Raw genomic sequence first — 16,716 nt, 5'->3', positions numbered from 1 at the left:
TGGTAGCTCCGCTACAAGGACCTTCCGGCGCCTTGCGATCGCACGCACCGGACGCCGCGAGCTGATCGGACTCCCCTTTTGTTCGCAGCTCTAAGTCCGGTCCCTCCCGCGCGGGCCCGCGGCACCCGGCCGGCGGCACCCGGCCGCCCGGCCGGCCGCCCGCACCCCGCGCACACCCCCGCCGCACACCCGCGTCACACCGGCACCCACCGCACCGGCACCCGCCGCCCACCCGTCTGCCGCACCGGCACCCGCCGGGCCGGCACCCGCGCCGGCGCCCCTGTCGCAGTGACGCCCCTGTCCAGGTGACGCCCGCGCGCCACGCAGACGAAGCGACCGGAAAACACATGAGCACTTCCTCGTACCTGATCAGACGCGTCCTGCAGGCCGTCGCCGTGATCGTCATCGTGACGATCGTCGTCTTCGGCCTGCTGCACGCCCTCCCCGGAGGCCCCGCACGCGGGATCCTCGGACCGCAGGCCACCGCCCAGCAGATCGCCCGCTTCAACCACGAACAGGGCCTCGACAAGTCCCTGCCCGTCCAGTACTTCTACTACCTCGGCCAACTGCTGCACGGCGACCTCGGCACCTCGTACACCCTCAACGAGCCCGTCTCCCAGCTCATCACCGAGCGACTGCCGAAGACCCTCGTCCTCACCGTGCTGTCGGCCCTGGCGGGCCTCGTCCTCGCCGTCCCGCTCGGCATGTGGCAGGCCGTGCGCCGCAACAAGGCGGCCGACTACGTCATCACCACGCTCAGCTTCATCGCCTACTCCACGCCCGTCTACTTCCTCGGTCTGATCCTGGTCCTGGTCTTCAGCCAGCAGCTCGCCTGGTTCCCCTCGCAGGCCCCGCAGGGCGAGACCCTGGGCCAGGTCTTCTCCGACCCGCAGGCCCTGGTGCTGCCGGTGGTCGCGGGCGCGGCCTCCATGGTCGCGGTGTTCAGCCGGTACATGCGCTCGGCCACCCTGGAGAACCTCTCCGAGGACTACGTCCGCACCGCCCGGGCGGGCGGCTCCCGCCCCGGCGCCATCCTGTGGCGGCACGTGTTCCGCAACTCGCTGACGCCCGTGGTGGCCATGCTCGGCTACTACGTGCCCGTGCTGTTCGGCGGCGCCCTGGTCGTCGAACAGCTCTTCAACTACCCCGGCATGGGGCTGCTGTTCTGGACGGCGGCACAGTCCTCCGACTACCCGGTCCTGCTCGGCTGCGTCCTGGTGATCGCCGTCGCCACCGTCACCGGCACCCTGCTCGCCGACATCGTCCAGCGGATCATCGACCCCCGAGTGAAGGCAGGCCGGGCATGAGCGCCGTCATCCAGCCGGACACGGTCCCGGCGAAGGCCGCCGCCCCGCGCGAGGCCTCCGGCGCACGGCTCGCCGTCCGCCGCTTCCTGCGCAACAGACTGGCCGTCGTCGGGCTCGCCGTCGTGGTCCTCTTCTTCCTGTTCTGCTTCGCGGGCCCGCTGGTGTACTCCACCGACCAGACCCACACCATGCTCCAGCAGGTCAACCTCGCTCCCAGCGGCGCCCACTGGCTGGGCACCGACGCCGTCGGCCACGACGAACTGGGCCGGCTGATGTACGGCGGCAAGGTCTCGCTCGTCGTCGGCCTCGCCGCGGGCGTCCTCGCCACCGTCATCGGCACGCTGTGGGGCGCCGCCGCCGGGTACGCGGGCGGCTGGATCGACGCCGTGATGATGCGCATCGTCGACGCCGGCATCGCGATCCCCGCCCTGTTCATCCTGCTCGTGGTCTCCGCCATCACCACCCCGGGCCTGGCCGGACTCGTCCTCATCCTGGGCCTGGTGTCCTGGCTGGTGCCCTCCCGGCTGGTCCGCGCCGAGACACTGACCCTGAAGAACCGCGACTACGTCCTGACCCTGCGCGCCATCGGCGGCACGCACGCCCGGGCGATCCTGCGGCACATCCTGCCCAACTCGGTCTCGACCGTCATCGTCGCCGCCACCTTCCAGGTCGCCGACGCCATCCTGCTCGTCGCCTACGTCTCCTACCTGGGCATGGGAGTCAGGCCGCCGCAGACCGACTGGGGCGGCATGCTCTCCGCCGGACTCACCGCCGCCTACTCCGGCTACTGGTGGCTGATCCTGCCGCCCGGCCTGGCCATCATCCTGGTGGTGTGGGCGTTCAACGCGATCGGGGACGGACTCCGCGACGCATTCGATGTGAGGGGACGCGGATGACCGCCACCACCAAGGGCACCGCCGCCCGCACCACGGCGTCCGGCCCGATCCTCGAACTCGACGGCCTCGGCGTCGTCTTCACCACCGAGACCGGAGAGGTACCCGCCGTCAAGGGCGTCTCCCTCCAGGTCCGCCCGGGCGAGACGCTGGCCCTGGTCGGCGAGTCCGGCTCCGGCAAGTCGACCATCGCGCTCGCCGCGATGGGCCTGCTCGCCGCGAACGCCCGCGCCACCGGCAGCGCCGTCATCGCCGGCACCCAGATCGTCGGCGCCCCGGAGAACAGCCTCGCGGCGCTGCGCGGCAAGACCGTCTCCATGGTGTTCCAGGAGCCGGCCACCGCACTCGACCCGCTCACCCGGATCGGCAAGCAGATCGCCGAGGTGATCCGCAACCACCGCGAGGTGTCCGCCAAGGACGCCGCCGCCGAGGCCGTCGAACTGCTGCGCCGCGTCGGCATCCCCGAACCCGGCAAGCGCGCCCGCGCCTACCCCTTCCAGCTCTCCGGCGGCCAGCGCCAGCGCGTCGTCATCGCCATGGCCATCGCCAACGAGCCCGGCCTGCTCATCGCCGACGAGCCGACCACCGCGCTCGACGTCACCGTGCAGGCCGAGATCCTCGACCTGCTGCGCCGGCTCGCCGCCGAGACCGGCACCGGCGTGCTGCTGGTCACCCACAACATGGGCGTCGTCGCCGACTTCGCGGACCGGGTCGCCGTCATGTACCGGGGGGAGATCGTGGAGACCGGGCCGGTCGAGGACGTCCTGCTGCGCCCCGTCCACGACTACACCCGGCGCCTGCTGGCCGCCGTGCCCCGGCTCTCCGTCGCCGGGACGGCGGACGGCACCGCCGGGTCCGCCGGGTCCGCCGCGGCGGAGCACGGCACCGGCCGGACCGCCGGTTCCGGGGACGGCACCGGCCGGACCCCCGCGACCGCCCGGGCCCGCACGGGCGGTCCGGCGGCCGGCCCGGCGGCCCCGCCCGCCGGCTCCGGCGCCCCCGGGGACCGGACCCCGGACCGGCCCGCGGGCGGCTCCGCCACCGAATCCGCCGACGGTTCCGCCACCGGAGCCGTGGACGGTCCCGTCGACGGCTCGGCCACCGGAGCCGTCGCCGGACCCGTGGCGAAACCCGCAGCGGAAGCCGTGGCCGAAAACGTGGCGGAACCAGGGGCCGGACCCGTGGTCGAACTGCGGGACGTCTCCGTGGTGTTCGGCCGCGGCAAGGCCGCCGTGCGCGCCCTCGGCGGAGTGTCGTTCCGGGTCGAACCGGCGCAGACTCTCGGCCTGGTCGGTGAGTCCGGCTCCGGCAAGTCCACCGCCGCCCGGGTCGCGCTCGGCCTCATCCAGCCCACCTCCGGCACCGTCTCCCTCTTCGGCGCCGACCTCGCCCGCACCCGCGCCCGCGCCCGCCGGGCCCTGCGGGCCGGCATTGGCGTCGTCCTCCAGGATCCGGTGGCCTCCCTCGACGCCCGGATGACCGTCGGCGAGTGCGTCGCCGAACCGCTCCGGATCCACCGCCGCGACCTGTCCGCCAAGGACCGGCAGGCCAAGGTCGCCGCCGTCCTCGACCGGGTCCGGCTGCCCCGCGAGGTCGCCCGGCGCGCGCCCCGCGAACTCTCCGGCGGCCAGCGCCAGCGGGTCAGCCTGGCCCGCGCCCTGGTACTGGAACCGCGGCTGCTGGTCGCCGACGAACCCACCAGCGCGCTCGACGTCAGCGTGCAGGAAGCGGTCCTGGAGGTCATCACCGAACTCCAGGGCGACCTGGGCTTCGCCTGCCTGTTCGTCTCCCACGACCTCGCCGTCGTGCAGCACTTCGCCCAGCGCGTCGTCGTGATGCGCGCCGGCCGGATCGAGGAGCAGGGCCCCACCGGGACGACCCTGCTGCACCCGGAGACCGACTACACCCGCCGTCTGCTGGCCGCTGTACCGGTGCCCGACCCGGTGGTGCAGCGGGGCCGCAGGGCCGAGCGCCTGGCCACCCTCGCGGCCGGCCGTACGGAGGCCCAGGCGTGACCCGACCCCTTCCCACCCCGCACACCCCGCAGGAACCGGCCATGCCCCCCACCCTCCGGCCGCTCCTCGCCGGCATCGACATCGGCGGCACCACCACCCAGGTGGTCCTCTGCTCCGACGACCTGACCGTCCTCGACCGCGCGGAGACCGCCACCCCCGCGCAGGAGGGCGGCCCGGCCATGGTCGGGGCCGCGCTCGACGCGCTCGCCCCGCTGCTGGCCCGTACGCCCGGCCGCCTGGTGGGCGTCGGGGTCGGCGCCGCCGGGGTGGTGGACTCCGCGAACGGCCGCATCCTGGTGGCCAGCGACTCCTTCCGCGGCTGGGCCGGATTCGCCGTCACCGCCGCGGTCGAAGAGGCCCTCGGCGTCCCGGCCTACCTGGACAACGACGTCAACGCCTTCCTCTACGGAGAGGTCTGCGGCGGAGCGGTGCGCGGCGAGGCCGACGTCCTCGGCATGACGCTGGGGACCGGCGTCGGCGGCGCCCTGTGGACCAACGGCGCCCTGTACGCGGGGCCGCACGGCGCGGCCGGCGAGATCGGGCACATCCCCGGCTTCGGTGACCTGCCCTGCTCCTGCGGCGGCCGGGGGCACCTGGAGACGCTGGCCTCCGGCCGCTCCATCGGCGCCCGTTACGCCGACCGCACCGGCCGCCGCCGTACCGCCCGCGAAGTCGCCGAGGCCGCCGCCGGGGGTGACGAGGACGCCCTCGCCGTGTACCGCGCGGCGGGGGCGGGCATCGCCCGGGCGATCGTGATCACGGCGGGGGTCGCCGACATCACCACGGTGGTCGTCGGCGGGGGCGTCAGCCGCGCCTGGCCGCTGCTGGAACCCGTCATCCTGTCCGCCCTGGCCGCCGACCCCCCGGTCAGCGGCCACCCCGTCCGCCTGGTCCGGGCCGCCCTGGCCGCCGACGCCGTCCCGGTCGGCGCCGCCGCCCGCGCCCGCCGGGAACTGGGCACGGAGCCGAGGGCGACGGTGTAGGCAAGCACTCGCGGCGCCCCCCGCCCCGGCCCCAGCCTGTGCCGCTGGAGCCCGCGGTCCGGGGCCACCGGTCCCGGCCACGGGTCCCGGCCACGGGTCCCGGCCACGGGGCCGGGCCCCGGGCCTCGCCCGGAGGACGGCAGGGGGCGCCGGTGCTCGGCGTCCGGTACGCGCCCTTCACCGCCCCCGCGCCCGGCCGCCCTCCGCCGCGCGGGCGGCCATGAGTTCGCCGGTGTAGTCGGTGAGGTCGCGGCCGGCATGCCAGCCCCGGGACCGCGCGCGGGAGACGTCCAGGACGACCGGCGCGGCGAGCTGGTCGATGGCGTACGGGGTGAGGAACGGTTCCCGCTCCGGACGCAGCCGGCCGAGCGCCTGGACGGCCCCCGCCGCCGTGCGGGCGAGGGGGCGCGGCACGGGGCGGATCCTCGCCCGTACGCCGTGGGCCGCCAGTACCGCCCGCACGGCCGCGTCCCGGTCGTACGGCACCGGATCGGCGATGTTGTAGGCGCCCGGCGGCCAGCCGGCGGCGGCGAGGCAGGCGGTGGCCAGGTTCTCGACGGCCGTCAGGCTCAGCGGGACGCTGGGCCCCGGCAGCAGGAGCAGCCCGTGCCGGACCCGGGCGAGCAGCCGGGGCACCAGATGCGGGTCCCCGGTGCCGTACACCGCCCGGGGCCGCAGCACCACGGCCCCGGCGGCCAGCGCCAGTGCCTCGCCGGCGGCCTTGGTCCGGCCGTACGCGTTCAACTGGCCGCGCACCGGATGGTCCTCGGTGAGCCGGGCCCGGCCGGGGCCCGGCGCGTACACGCTGGCGCTGCTCACCCACACCACGGGCCGGCCCGCCGCCGCCCGGAGCAGCCGTGCCGTACCGTCCACGTTGACCGCCCGCATCAGCGCCTCGGCGCGCGAGCCGGGCACCGGGTCGCCGACCGCCGCCGCACAGTGCACCACCACGTCCGCACCGCGGAGGTCCGGCACCTCGCGGGCGGCGTCCCACACGACGTGCCGCCCCACCGGCCCCGGACGCCGCCCCACACACAGCACCTCGTCCCCCCGGGCGGCCGCCGAGCGGGCCACCCGGCCCCCGCAGAAGCCGCTCGCCCCGGTCACCGCGACCGTGATCACCGGCCCTCCTCCGTCCCGCTGGTGGCCCGGACGGTGAGCGTCCGCCAGCCGGGCAGCGCGGCACGCCGGTCCACGCGGGCACGGACCACGACGGGTCGGTACGCGGCCAACGCAGCCAGTACGTCGTCCAGTTGGGCCTGGGCCAGCCGGGCGCCGGGGCAGGTGTGCGGTCCCGCGCCGAAGACCAGGCGGGCCACCGCGGGCGGCGCGGGGCACAGCGCGTCCGGCGGATCGGCGTGGGCCCGCGCGGCGTGCCGGGCCACCAGGACCAGCCGGTCCCCGGCCCGCACCGGGCACCCGCCGAGATCCGCGTCGGCCGCCGCCACACGCGGCAGAAGCGGCGACGGCGCGGTCACCCGCAGCAACTCGCCCACCAGGGCGGGCCGCAGCCGGTCGTCGGCCGCCTGGTCCCACAGCGCCGCGTCCGCGCACCAGGCGGCCGCACGGGGCAGGGCCGCCACGGTGGTGCTGACGGCGGCGACCGCGAGCATCGCCCGCAGGCCCGGCTCCCCGTCGGAGCCCCGCGGCGCGTCCGGGGCGAGCAGGGCCGCCAGCCGGGCGGCGGCCCCGGCGGCGGCCCGCGCGCTGCCCGGCGGCCGGAGCCCGGGCAGATGGCCGCGCACGGCGGTCGCCGCGGCGCGCGCGGCGGCCCCGGCGATCCGCTCCGGGCCGGCGTCCACCTCCAGCAGCGCGCGGACCGTGGCGCCGGCCAGTTCACGGGCGAGCGGGACGAGGTCGACGACGCGGCCCGCGCCCAGCGGGGCGAGGCGGCGGTCCAGGACCTCGCGCCACAGCGGGCGCAGCCGCTCGGTGCCGGCCGCACCGAGCGGGTCGAGGACGACGCGCCGTGCGGCACGGTGCCCCGCGCCCTCCTGGTCGAACAGGGCGCCGCCGCCGGACAGTTCGCGCACCGCGCCACCGGTGGTGCCCGCCGCCGCGCGGTCCAGCGGAACACGGGTGAGGGCCTTCCGGTACGCGTCGCCGCCGTGCACCAGCACCGTGCCGCCGCCGAGCCGGGTCACCGCGCCCCGGCGGCGCGCGACGGCGAGCAGCGCGAACAGCACCGGATGGGACCGGGTGTAGACCCGCCGGTCCCGGCACCGTGCGGCCCGCACACCGGCCCCGGAGGACGGACCAGCCGGGACGGCCCCGGTTGACGGACCCGTCGAGGCGGCCGCGTGGGCCGGGCCGGACGGGCTGGACGGGCTGGACGGGCTGGACGGGGAGGCCGGGGCGGCTGTGGTGGAGGGGACGTCGGAGACGGCCGCGGTGGCCGGGCCGTCCGCACCGGCCGTCAGGGCCGAGTGGTCCGTACCGGCGGTGCGGTCCGTACCGGCCGTGAGACTCGTGCCGGCGGTGAGGCCCGTGGCGGCCGCGACGTCTGTGTCGGCGGCTCGGTCCGTACCGGCGGTTCGGTTTGTACCGGTCGTGAGATCCGCAACGGCCGCGAGGTCTGCACCGGTCGTGAGATCCGTACCGCCGGTTCGGTCGACCCCCGCCGTGAGGTCCATACCGGCCGTGAGGTCCGCACTGCTCGTGAGGTCCGCACCGGTCGTGAGGTCTGCACCGGTCACGAGGCCCGGACCGCCCGTGAGGCCGGCACCGGCCGTGCAACCGGCACCGGCGCTGAGGGCCGTTCCGGTCGTGAGGTCCGTTCCGGCTGTACCGGACGCGGCAGTCATCGCACATGCACCTTTCGCAGGTCGGCGGGTCGGTAGCGGCGGTCCCAGTGCCACAGCAGGGTGCGGCGCGCGCCCCAGGCCCGGAGCCTGCGGAGGCTGGCCTGTACCACCATCCGCTCGGCGCGCACGATCCGCGTGCTGTGTTCGCGGGCCCGGTTGAGCAGCACGACGTCCTCGGGCGGCCCCTCCAGCGGTACCCGCGGAGCGCCCCCGCAGCGCAGGTACAGCGCGGCCGTGACGGCCAGGTTGTGGCCGTGGCACAGCACGTAGGGCGCCCGGTAGCGGGGATCGCGGTGGGCCGCCCGGCAGCGGCCGTACAGCGCGCTCGCCCGCACCGCCGCGGGCAGCAGGTACCGCTCCGCGAACGTGGGGCGCTCGTCGCGGCGCGGCACGCTGCGGCCGCAGGCCAGCTCCGCGCCGCGCCCGAGCACGGCGCGCGCCCGCGCCACCCAGTCCGCGGCGGGCAGGCAGTCGGCGTCGGTGCGCACCAGCAGCGTGGCGCCCCGCCCGATGGCGTACCGGAACCCGGTGTCGGCGGCGGCCCCGGCGCCCGGCTCGGCCTCATGGACCAGGTGCACCGGGAACGGCGCTCCGGCGGCGAAGGCGCGCACCACCTCGGCGGTCGCGTCGGTGGAGGCGTTGTCCACGACGACCAGCGCGAAGCCGGTGTCGGTCTGGGCGGCGAGCGCCGCGAGCGTGGCGCCGATCCCGGCCTGCTCGTTGTACGCCGGAACCACCACCCACAGCGGTGCCGCATCCGTGCCGGTGCTCATCCCCGCCCCCCTTCCCGCTCGCCGGGGCGCTGCTCGCCGGCGCGCCGCCCGGCCGCGGGCCGCTGCCCGAGGCGCCGCTCCGCGAGCCGGGCGGCGGCGGCCCGGTCGGGTTTGCGGGACCGTCCGGACAGCGGGATCCGGGCGAACAGCACCGCGTCCGGCCGGGCGGAGCCCATCCGCTCCAGCGGTCCGGCCAGCGCGGTCCGCAATGCCGCACGGCCGGCCCCCTCGGACGGCTGCACCAGGGCGACCAGCCGTTCGTCGCCGTCCCCGGCCGGTACGCCGACCAGAAGCGCCAGTTCGACGCCCGGCACGTGCAGCGACGGCTCGTACAGTCCCGGATAGATGTTCTCCGCGTGCCGCAGGACCATGTCCTTGACCCGGCCCTCCAACACGATCCGGCCCCCCGCCAGCCGCGCCCGGTCGCCGGTGGCGATCCACGGGTCCGGGTCCTCGCCCAGGCAGCGGTCGCGGCCCGCCGGGCCCGACAGCAGCAGCTGACCCGAGGGGTCCACCTCGGCGCTCACGCCCGGCAGCGGGTGGCCGACCAGGTCGCCGTCGCCCGTGTGGGCGGCCTTGTCGGCGTGCTCCACCGCGGCGGCCGGGAACAGCTCGGTCAGCGCGTACACCCCCCAGGCCTCGCGGGCGCCCGCGTCCTTGACCCGGCCCAGCAGTTGCGCGCCGGCCGGCGCCGAACCCGTCCACACCCGCCCGGCGAACCGGGCCCCCGCCGCCAGCGCGGACCGCAGCTGAGGGGGCGTCAGGTAGGTTGCCTGTGGGGCGAGTCGGCGCAGTTGCCGGGCCAGGACACGCGGGGCGCGGGCGGGCAGCGCCACCGGCGCGCCGCTCGCGAGGGACGGGACGAGGACGAAGAAGGTGCCGCCGAGGACCGGCAGCCCCGCCTCCGGCCCGACCAGGCCGGCCACCGTGGCCATGCCCGCCGCGAGCGAGGACCGGGTGTGCACCACGGCCCGGGGCCGCGCGGTGGTGCCCGAGGTGAACACGATGACCGCGTCCCCGTCCTCGTCCACCGGGCGGGGCAGCACCGTGGAGCGGGCCGTGGTGTCCAGGGCCGGGGCGCAGCCCGGCAGCCGGGGGCCCACCGTGGCGACCGGGCCCAGCGCGGCGAGGTCGGGCAGCGCCAGCCGGGCGCGCCGGGCGAGCGGCCGGGCCCAGCCGGCCACGGCCTGCGCGGTGGCGTCGGCCAGGACCAGCTCGGGCCGCGCCAGCGTGAGCCGGGAGCGCAGCACGTCCGGGCCCGCGCCCGGGTCCAGCACGGCGGCGCGGGCGCCGAGGCGGTGCAGGGCGAGCATGACCGCGAGGGCACGGGGACCGGGGCGCACGGCGACACCGACGGTGGAGCCGCGGCCCACGCCCCGGGCGTGCAGGGCCGCGGCGCAGACCTCGGTGAGGTCCGCGAGGTCGCCGCGGGTGGCCCCGACGCGGACGGCGCCCGTGCGGGTGGCGGTGAGCACGGCCGGGCGGTGCGGGTCGCGGCGCAGGCCGCGCGCGAGGGCGTCGAGACTGCCGGGGCAGCCGGGAGCGGCGGACATCAGCGCGGGTCCTCCCCGTGCCGGCCCGGACCCCGGTCGAGGTACCAGCGGGCGGTGCCGACGAGACCGTACGCGCGCAGCCGGCGGGTGGAGTTCTCCACGACCATGGCGCGCACGTGCACGATGGCCCGGGTGTGGCGGCGCACCCGGTTCAGGAAGAGCCGGTCGGTGGGGGAGGGGCGGCGCGGCATGCCGCCCACGGCCTCGTACAGGGCGGCTGTGACGGCCATGTTGTTCCCGGCGTGCATCCGGTAGGGGGCGAGGTAGCCGTGGCGGCGCCGGTGGGCGGGCCTCAGCCGGCCGAAGCAGGCGGCGCCGCGGACCAGGGTGCGGAACGCGGCCCGTCCCAGCGGCCCGTGCTCGTCGCGACGGGCGTCGATGCGCCCGCACGCCAGGCCGTTGCCCCGCACCAGCGCGGCGCGGGCGGCGGCCGTCCAGCCGGGCCGCGGCAGGCAGTCCGCGTCGGTCCGGGCGAGCAGGGCGGCACCGTGCGCGATCGCGTACCGGAACCCGGTGTCGACGGCGCACCCGACCCCCTTCTCCGCCTCGTGCAGCACGTGCACCGGGAACGGTGCCCGGCGGGCGAAGGCGCGGGCGAGCGCCGCCGTGCCGTCGGTGGAGGCGTTGTCGACGACGACGAGAGTGAAGTCACGGTCGGTCTGGGCGGCGAGCGCGTCCAGCGTGGCACCGAGCCGCGCGGCCTCCTGGTGGGCGGGCACGACGACCCACAGCGCGCTCATGCCTTCTCCCAGACCATCGTCATGATGCTCACGCCGCCGCCCAGGCCCACGAACAGCACCCGGTCACCGGCCCGCAACCCGGCCTGCACCAGGTCGAGTTGGACACCCAGCGTGGCGCTGGCCATGTTGCCCAGTCCGGCAACGGTGACGACGAGCCGGTCGCGGGGCACGCCGGTCAGTTCCACGAACCGGTCCAGGTACGGCACGGTGACCTGGTGCACCAGGACGTGCCGGAAGTCGTCCCAGTCCAGGCCGGTACGCCGCCTGGTCCGGTCGAGCACGGACGTGCCGACCTTCTCGAACACCTCCCGCAACTCGGCGCCGTCGCCCCGGAAGTAGGTGTGCTCGTCACCGCGCGGATGGCGCGAACCGCCGCCGAAGATGCCGCCGACCGCCCAGTGCTCCGAGTGCGTCTCGGTGTCCACGTCGAGGATGCCGCCCCGCTCCACGGCCTCCAGGACGACCGCGGCGCCCGCGTCCCCGAAGGTGTAGCCGGCGAAACCGTCCCGGAGCTGCCCGGGGCCGTCCGGCGCGTACCGCACGGCGCGGCTCGGTGTCTCCCCGGTGACCACGAGGGCCCGGCGGGCCCGGCCGGCCAGGATCATCGCCCGTGCCGTGTCGATGCCGTTGACGAAGCTGTTGCACGCGTTCGTCACGTCCAGCGCGTGCGCCCGGGAGCCCAGCGCGGCCTGCACGATGTGCGCGGTCGCCGGTTCGGCCACGTCCCGGGTGGCCGAGGCGAACACCAGCAGGTCGATGTCGTACGGTCCTGCCCCGGCCCGCTCCAGCGCGGTGCGCGCGGCTCGCAGCGCGAGCGTGGAGGCGTACTCGTCCGGCCGCGCGGTCCGCCGCGCGGCGATCCCCGTCACCCGCTCCAGCATGCGCGCCGGCATCGTGATGCCGCAGGCCGCGGTGACGCGCTCCTGGAGTTCCCGCGACGTCACCTCGGCCTCCGGAAGGCACGACGCCACCCCTGTGATGCCGACCCGCAGGCCGGTGCCGCGATCGGCGTGATCCCTCTGCATGCCGCCGAGACTAGGAACCCGACAGGCCCCGCCGCCTGAGCACTTGTACTCACCCGGCATAGGCCCCGGCACGCAGCAGGGCCGGGAACCGTGCCGCCGGCGCCGCTGCTACGTTGGCGGGGACAAGACGGATGATCAAGGGAGACGAAGTGCGCAACGGGGGACCGGCCGCCGACCGGGGGACCGGCCGCCGGCAGATGCCGGGCAGCGGCACCCGGGCGGCCGGCGCGGCCTCGGTCAGGGCCAGTTCCCTCCTTGCCGCGCGGGGCCGACGGGGTACATGCGACACACCTGCCTCCGGGGACACGCGCAGGACGACCGGAACGGCCGAGACACCCTGGACACACCCTGGACACACCCCTGGGCACGCCTTGGACGCTTGAGATGCCCAGGGGGTCAGGGCAGTCCCAAGAGTCCAAGGTGTCCAAGGCGCTCAAGATGTCCAGGGCGCCCAGGGCGTCCGAGGTGTCCAGGGCGTGTACCGCACCGGGGGCCTTCAGGCCGGGAGGCCGGGTGCAGCCCGGCCGTGACGACGCTCAGGCCCGTCGGCCGCCGTCGACGGACAGCGCGATCCCGGTGACGTAGGAGGCGGCGTCCGAGCAGAGCCAGACCACCGCCGCCGCGGCCTCCTCCGGGGTCGCCATCCGGCCGAGCGGTGTGATCGACTCCTGGAGCGCGATCAGATCGGTGCCGGCCGCCACCTGTTCGAACCCGGGCGTGCGGGTGGGCCCGGGGCAGACTGCGTTGACCCTGATGCCACGCGGCGCGTAGTCGACCGCGGCGACCTTGGTGAGCCCGACGATGCCGTGCTTGGCTGCGACGTAGGCGGGTGCGGTCGGGATCGCGTAGAGGCCGCCGTTGGAGGCGACGTTGACGATCGCGCCGCCGTCCCCGAGCAGGGGCAGCTCGTGCTTCATGCACAGGAAGGTCCCGGCCAGGTTGACCCGGACCACCTGCTCGAACTCCTCCAGGGACATCTGGTCGAGCTGCCGGTGGTGCGAGGCGAGACCCGCGTTGTTCACCGCGAACCGCAGACCGCCGTACGCCGCGACCGTGCGCTGCACGGCGTCCCGCACCGAGCGCTCGTCGGCGATGTCGACGGTCACGGCCAGCGCCTCACCGCCCTGCGCCCGGATCAGCCCGGCCGTCTCGGCCGCCGAGTCCGCGTCGATGTCGAGCACGGCGACGGCCGCGCCGCCGCGGGCCAGCTCCAGCGCCGCCGCGCGGCCGATCCCGCTGCCGGCCCCGGTGACCAGCCCCGCCCGGCGGGGCCCGCCGCTCATGCCAGTACCTCGTGGTTCGCCCAGGCGACCTGGTACGGGTGCCGGGACTGCCAGCGGTCGATGACCTCGTGCAGGCCGGGCGCGGCGAACGCCTTCGCCAGCGTGTCCAGGTCGGCCACGGCGACCTGCACGATCGCGGATCCGATCAGTGCGGGAATGGCCTCTTCGCCGGGGACGGGAAGGTGGCGGCGGGTGACGACCGACTCCACGAGACCGGTGGCGCGCATCACTCGTTCGATGTCTGTGAGGTATTGATCGAGGGTGTCCGAAGGGAGGGGCCGGTCGAAGGAAACAATCATGGTGTGCTGGATCATGCCGCAATTCTCGGCGCCCGAAGCCGTCCACGTCCAAGACCGGTTGGACATCCGGCGATAACCTGGGGGCATGAGTGAACTGGAGACCCGGGAGCTGGAGTACTTCATCGCGGTCGCCGAGGAACTGCATTTCGGCCGGGCCGCCGTCCGGCTCTCGATCGCCCAGCCGGCGCTGTCGAAGGCGATCCGGCGGACCGAGAGCCGCCTCGGCGTGGCGCTGTTCGTCCGCTCCAGCCGGCGCGTCGAGCTGACCCCGGCCGGGCGGGCGCTGCTGGAACACGGGCGGCACGCGCTCAACGCGGTCGCCGCCGCCGTCCGCAGGGCCCGGTGCGCCGGTGACACCGAGGCCCCGCTGCGGCTCGTCCTCAAACCCGGGGGCGACGCCGGTCTGCTGTCCGGGCTGCTGGCCGGGTACGCCCAGCAGCCCGACGCCCGACGCGTGGACATCCTCTTCAGCGGCCCCGCCGACCGTGCCGACTTCCTGCACGACGGCCGGGCCGACGTCGGCCTGCTCTACGTGCCGTTCGACGACCTCGACGGCCTGGCGCACGAGACGCTGCACACCGAGGACCGCCTGGTCGTCGTCCCGGCCGGGCACCGGCTGGCCGGGCGCGCCGCGGTGCGGATGTCCGACCTGGAGGGAGAGACGCTGCCCCGCTGGAAGGGGGTCCCCGGGGGCGACGGCACCGGTCCCGAGGTCGCCGACGTGGTCCAGATGCTGCACATGGTCTCGATGAACCGGATGATCGGGGTCCTGCCCCGCTCCCTGGTCGAACCGGTCCCCGCAGGGCTGACCGGCATCCCGGTGACCGACGCGCCGCCCAGCCGCCTCGTGCTCGCCTGGAACGAGCAGGACCGCCGTCCGCTGGTCGCGTCCTTCGTGGCCGCCGCTCTCGCAGCGCACCCGCATGCCGGCCGTTCGGAGGGGCCGCGCGCGAACCGCTCGGAGGGACCGCCGGCGAGCCGTTCTGCGGGATCGCACGCGAGTCGTTCCGAGGGGCCGGGTCCGAGCCGTTTCGAGGGAGCCCGGCGGTCGGCGGGGCCGGGCGGTGACGGGCGTCGGGGTGAGCGATCGACTCCTTGACGCCGGGTGCGAGGTCGTCCCTTCTCCCTGGGCGGCAACCGCTTCGGGGGTCTCCCGTAGCCCGGTGGCCGACCACGGACATGACCACGTGTCGCCCCGACGGCCGCCACCGACGGCCACCACCGTCGGCGCCAGGCGCCAGGCGCCAGGCGCCAGGCGCCAGGCGCCAGGCGGCGGGAGCGGGAGGCGGCGGGAGCGGGAGGCGGACGGCCGGTCGGTGGCGGGCGGACCGGCGCCCGCGCGGGCCGCTGGTCAGCCGAGGGGCACGACGACTTCACCGGCGTGGCCTGCCGACTCCGCTTCGTCCAGCATGAGCGCGGCCACGGAGGCGCGGGACATCCTGGGCGGCAGCAGGGGACGGCGCAGTTCCGCGAGCGGTACGACGCGGCGTCCGGGGCTGACCGGGCCGTCGGTCAGGTCCGGCGCGTGGAACACGGTGGCGCCCGCGTCCAGGGCGATCCGGTCGGCCTCGGCCTTCTCGGCCAGTTCCCTGCCGACGGCCATCCGCATCACCGCCTGGTAGATCCGCCCGCCCGCGCCGGTCGACACCCCCGACCCCAGGGCGCCGAGCCACACCGTGCGCACCGGTGCCGCGGCGAGCAGCCCGGCCCCGGCGACCAGCGCGCCCGGCCCGTCCTTCTTGCCGATGCCGATGGCCGAGACGGCCACGTCGACGTCGTCCAGGCCCGGAAAGGTCCGCGGGGAGAAGACGTCGGCCTGCCGCACGTCGACCCGCTGCCGCGGGGGCACGGTGACCCGGTCCGGGGTACGGACGAGGGCGACGACCTCGTGCCCCCGCTCCAGGGCCTGGGTGGTGAGCAGGCCGCCGACCCTGCCGGAGGCGCCGAGTATGGCGATGCGCATGATGGTCCGTCCTTGACTGAACAACTGTTGGTTACTTGAGTAAACGACTGTTGGTTACGAGTGTCAAGGCGGCCCGGCGCTGTAGCATGAACACCTGTTGGTGAAGGGTTCGCACGGGTGGGAAGGGTCAACGTGTCGTCCGACGAGGGAGCCGCGCCGGAAGCCGCCCCCACCCGTCGCCGCCGCAATCCGCGTGGGCAGGGACAGGTGCTCAAGGCCCAGCTGGTGGACGCCGCGGCGAAACTGCTGGCCACCCTCGACCAGCCGGAGACGCTCACGCTGCGGCAGGTCGCGCGGGAGGTCGGGGTGGCACCCGCCAGCATCTACGGTCACTTCGCGGACCTGGGCGCGCTCATCGAGCACGTGCTGCGCCTGCGCTACGACGAACTGGCCGGCCTGATGAACGAGGCCGCGCGCTGCGCGCCGGACCCGCTGTCCGACCTCGTCGCCCGGTGCGCCGCTTACGTGCACTGGGGAGTCGAGCAGCCCGGCCACTACCGGACGCTCTTCGGCGGGCGGATGCCGGCCGATCTCGTCCCCGGGTCCGCGCACGGCGCCGGCGCGGAACTGCTGGAGTCGGTCGTCGCCTCCCTGGCGGCCGCCGGCGCGGGGGACCGCGGTTCCACGGCGGAGCGGCAGTGGCAGGCCGGACTCATGCTGTGGACCGCGATGCACGGCCTGATCAGCCTCTACAACGACCACGGCGACATCCCCTGGCCGCCCCTGGACGACCTGATCGCCGACCTGATCAGCCTCCACACGGGCCGGCCGGCGGCCGACGTGGCCGCCCTCCTGGCGGGGAGATGACAGGAGCCCTTCCCCCGGAGCGGGGTAAGAGCTGCGGACAAAAGGGGCGCCCGGCTCGCACGCTCGCGGCGTTGCCGGAAGGTCCTGGCAGCTCCGCCACAAGGACCTTCCGGCGCCTTGCGATCGCACGCACCGGACGCCGCGAGCTGATCGGACTCCCCTTTTGTTCGCAGCTCTACTGATTTCGGCTCGTCGGGGTGAACCTTCATGAAGTCTGTGAGGGACCCGGAGTGATGCCTGTATCCCATGGTGTGTGAGATATGCGGATGGG

Annotated in this window: 14 protein-coding genes and 1 pseudogene; 6 read left to right on the top strand and 9 right to left on the bottom strand. The window is 75.8% G+C overall.

Annotation, left to right across the window (positions count from 1 at the left end; translation table 11 throughout):
- The first annotated feature begins 347 nt into the window (after window positions 1–347).
- Genes ABZ719_RS35645 through ABZ719_RS35630 form a run of 4 tightly spaced genes read left to right on the top strand, consistent with a single transcriptional unit; the run spans window position 348 to window position 5,198 of the window.
- Window positions 348–1,307, top strand: a complete 960-nt coding sequence (locus ABZ719_RS35645) for an ABC transporter permease (protein WP_366729321.1) — start codon at window positions 348–350, stop codon at window positions 1,305–1,307.
- On the top strand, window positions 1,304–2,203 hold the full coding sequence (locus ABZ719_RS35640; RefSeq protein ID WP_366729320.1) for an ABC transporter permease: 900 nt from the start codon (window positions 1,304–1,306) through the stop codon (window positions 2,201–2,203). Before ABZ719_RS35645 ends, ABZ719_RS35640 begins: the two co-directional genes overlap by 4 nt.
- Window positions 2,200–4,215: an ABC transporter ATP-binding protein gene (locus ABZ719_RS35635; RefSeq protein ID WP_366729319.1), complete on the top strand. Its 2,016-nt coding sequence runs from the start codon at window positions 2,200–2,202 to the stop codon at window positions 4,213–4,215. Before ABZ719_RS35640 ends, ABZ719_RS35635 begins: the two co-directional genes overlap by 4 nt.
- Window positions 4,216–4,256: 41 nt before the next feature.
- Window positions 4,257–5,198 (top strand): ROK family protein, encoded by a 942-nt coding sequence (locus tag ABZ719_RS35630; RefSeq protein ID WP_366729318.1) that lies wholly within the window; start codon window positions 4,257–4,259, stop codon window positions 5,196–5,198.
- Between the two features lie 177 nt (window positions 5,199–5,375).
- Here ABZ719_RS35630 and ABZ719_RS35625 read toward each other — a convergent pair whose 3' ends face one another.
- The 8 genes from ABZ719_RS35625 to ABZ719_RS35590 form a co-directional block, all read right to left on the bottom strand.
- Window positions 5,376–6,320, bottom strand: coding sequence for an NAD(P)-dependent oxidoreductase (locus ABZ719_RS35625; RefSeq protein WP_366729317.1), 945 nt, complete (start codon window positions 6,318–6,320; stop codon window positions 5,376–5,378).
- The gene (locus ABZ719_RS35620; RefSeq protein WP_366729316.1) at window positions 6,317–7,435 is read right to left on the bottom strand and encodes a cytochrome P450; all 1,119 of its coding nucleotides are present in this window, start codon (window positions 7,433–7,435) and stop codon (window positions 6,317–6,319) included. Before ABZ719_RS35620 ends, ABZ719_RS35625 begins: the two co-directional genes overlap by 4 nt.
- A gap of 563 nt (window positions 7,436–7,998) precedes the next feature.
- Window positions 7,999–8,775, bottom strand: coding sequence for a glycosyltransferase (locus tag ABZ719_RS35615; RefSeq protein ID WP_366729315.1), 777 nt, complete (start codon window positions 8,773–8,775; stop codon window positions 7,999–8,001).
- On the bottom strand, window positions 8,772–10,328 hold the full coding sequence (locus tag ABZ719_RS35610) for a class I adenylate-forming enzyme family protein (protein ID WP_366729314.1): 1,557 nt from the start codon (window positions 10,326–10,328) through the stop codon (window positions 8,772–8,774). The genes ABZ719_RS35615 and ABZ719_RS35610 overlap by 4 nt, the downstream gene beginning before the upstream one ends.
- On the bottom strand, window positions 10,328–11,068 hold the full coding sequence (locus ABZ719_RS35605; protein WP_366729313.1) for a glycosyltransferase family 2 protein: 741 nt from the start codon (window positions 11,066–11,068) through the stop codon (window positions 10,328–10,330). The genes ABZ719_RS35610 and ABZ719_RS35605 overlap by 1 nt, the downstream gene beginning before the upstream one ends.
- A complete protein-coding gene (locus ABZ719_RS35600) occupies window positions 11,065–12,093 on the bottom strand; it encodes a ketoacyl-ACP synthase III (RefSeq protein ID WP_366729312.1) in 1,029 nt (342 codons plus the stop codon). The genes ABZ719_RS35605 and ABZ719_RS35600 overlap by 4 nt, the downstream gene beginning before the upstream one ends.
- A gap of 536 nt (window positions 12,094–12,629) precedes the next feature.
- Window positions 12,630–13,376 carry an SDR family oxidoreductase gene (locus ABZ719_RS35595; protein ID WP_366729311.1) on the bottom strand — a complete coding sequence of 249 codons (747 nt, stop codon included), beginning with the start codon at window positions 13,374–13,376 and terminating at the stop codon, window positions 12,630–12,632.
- On the bottom strand, window positions 13,373–13,690 hold the full coding sequence (locus tag ABZ719_RS35590; RefSeq protein ID WP_366729310.1) for a hypothetical protein: 318 nt from the start codon (window positions 13,688–13,690) through the stop codon (window positions 13,373–13,375). Before ABZ719_RS35590 ends, ABZ719_RS35595 begins: the two co-directional genes overlap by 4 nt.
- A 70-nt stretch (window positions 13,691–13,760) precedes the next feature.
- On the opposite strand from ABZ719_RS35590, the pseudogene ABZ719_RS35585 reads away from it, so the two are divergent.
- A pseudogene (locus ABZ719_RS35585) lies at window positions 13,761–14,585 on the top strand (LysR family transcriptional regulator); the annotation flags it as partial.
- Between the two features lie 441 nt (window positions 14,586–15,026).
- On the opposite strand, the gene ABZ719_RS35580 reads toward ABZ719_RS35585, so the two are convergent.
- Complete coding sequence (locus ABZ719_RS35580; protein ID WP_366729309.1) at window positions 15,027–15,638, bottom strand: NAD(P)H-binding protein; 612 nt, start codon at window positions 15,636–15,638, stop codon at window positions 15,027–15,029.
- Window positions 15,639–15,770: 132 nt separating this feature from the next.
- Here ABZ719_RS35580 and ABZ719_RS35575 point away from each other — a divergent pair, with 132 nt between their 5' ends.
- On the top strand, window positions 15,771–16,445 hold the full coding sequence (locus ABZ719_RS35575; RefSeq protein ID WP_366729308.1) for a TetR/AcrR family transcriptional regulator: 675 nt from the start codon (window positions 15,771–15,773) through the stop codon (window positions 16,443–16,445).
- Window positions 16,446–16,716: the final 271 nt, after the last annotated feature.

Source organism: Streptomyces sp. NPDC006743, assembly GCF_040703815.1.
GTDB lineage: Bacteria > Actinomycetota > Actinomycetes > Streptomycetales > Streptomycetaceae > Streptomyces.
The sequence above is the reverse complement of the archived record's forward strand: the minus strand, read 5'-3'. Positions and strand labels throughout refer to the sequence as shown.

What these genes read in the sequence shown, in the direction of transcription:
- ABZ719_RS35600 (WP_366729312.1), bottom strand. Translation starts at nt 12,093, where the DNA reads ATGCAGAGGGATCACGCCGATCGCGGCACCGGCCTGCGGGTCGGCATC.
- ABZ719_RS35615 (WP_366729315.1), bottom strand. Translation starts at nt 8,775, where the DNA reads ATGAGCACCGGCACGGATGCGGCACCGCTGTGGGTGGTGGTTCCGGCG.
- ABZ719_RS35605 (WP_366729313.1), bottom strand. Translation starts at nt 11,068, where the DNA reads ATGAGCGCGCTGTGGGTCGTCGTGCCCGCCCACCAGGAGGCCGCGCGG.
- ABZ719_RS35630 (WP_366729318.1), top strand. Translation starts at nt 4,257, where the DNA reads ATGCCCCCCACCCTCCGGCCGCTCCTCGCCGGCATCGACATCGGCGGC.
- ABZ719_RS35640 (WP_366729320.1), top strand. Translation starts at nt 1,304, where the DNA reads ATGAGCGCCGTCATCCAGCCGGACACGGTCCCGGCGAAGGCCGCCGCC.
- ABZ719_RS35635 (WP_366729319.1), top strand. Translation starts at nt 2,200, where the DNA reads ATGACCGCCACCACCAAGGGCACCGCCGCCCGCACCACGGCGTCCGGC.
- ABZ719_RS35610 (WP_366729314.1), bottom strand. Translation starts at nt 10,328, where the DNA reads ATGTCCGCCGCTCCCGGCTGCCCCGGCAGTCTCGACGCCCTCGCGCGC.
- ABZ719_RS35595 (WP_366729311.1), bottom strand. Translation starts at nt 13,376, where the DNA reads ATGAGCGGCGGGCCCCGCCGGGCGGGGCTGGTCACCGGGGCCGGCAGC.
- ABZ719_RS35580 (WP_366729309.1), bottom strand. Translation starts at nt 15,638, where the DNA reads ATGCGCATCGCCATACTCGGCGCCTCCGGCAGGGTCGGCGGCCTGCTC.
- ABZ719_RS35590 (WP_366729310.1), bottom strand. Translation starts at nt 13,690, where the DNA reads ATGATCCAGCACACCATGATTGTTTCCTTCGACCGGCCCCTCCCTTCG.
- ABZ719_RS35645 (WP_366729321.1), top strand. Translation starts at nt 348, where the DNA reads ATGAGCACTTCCTCGTACCTGATCAGACGCGTCCTGCAGGCCGTCGCC.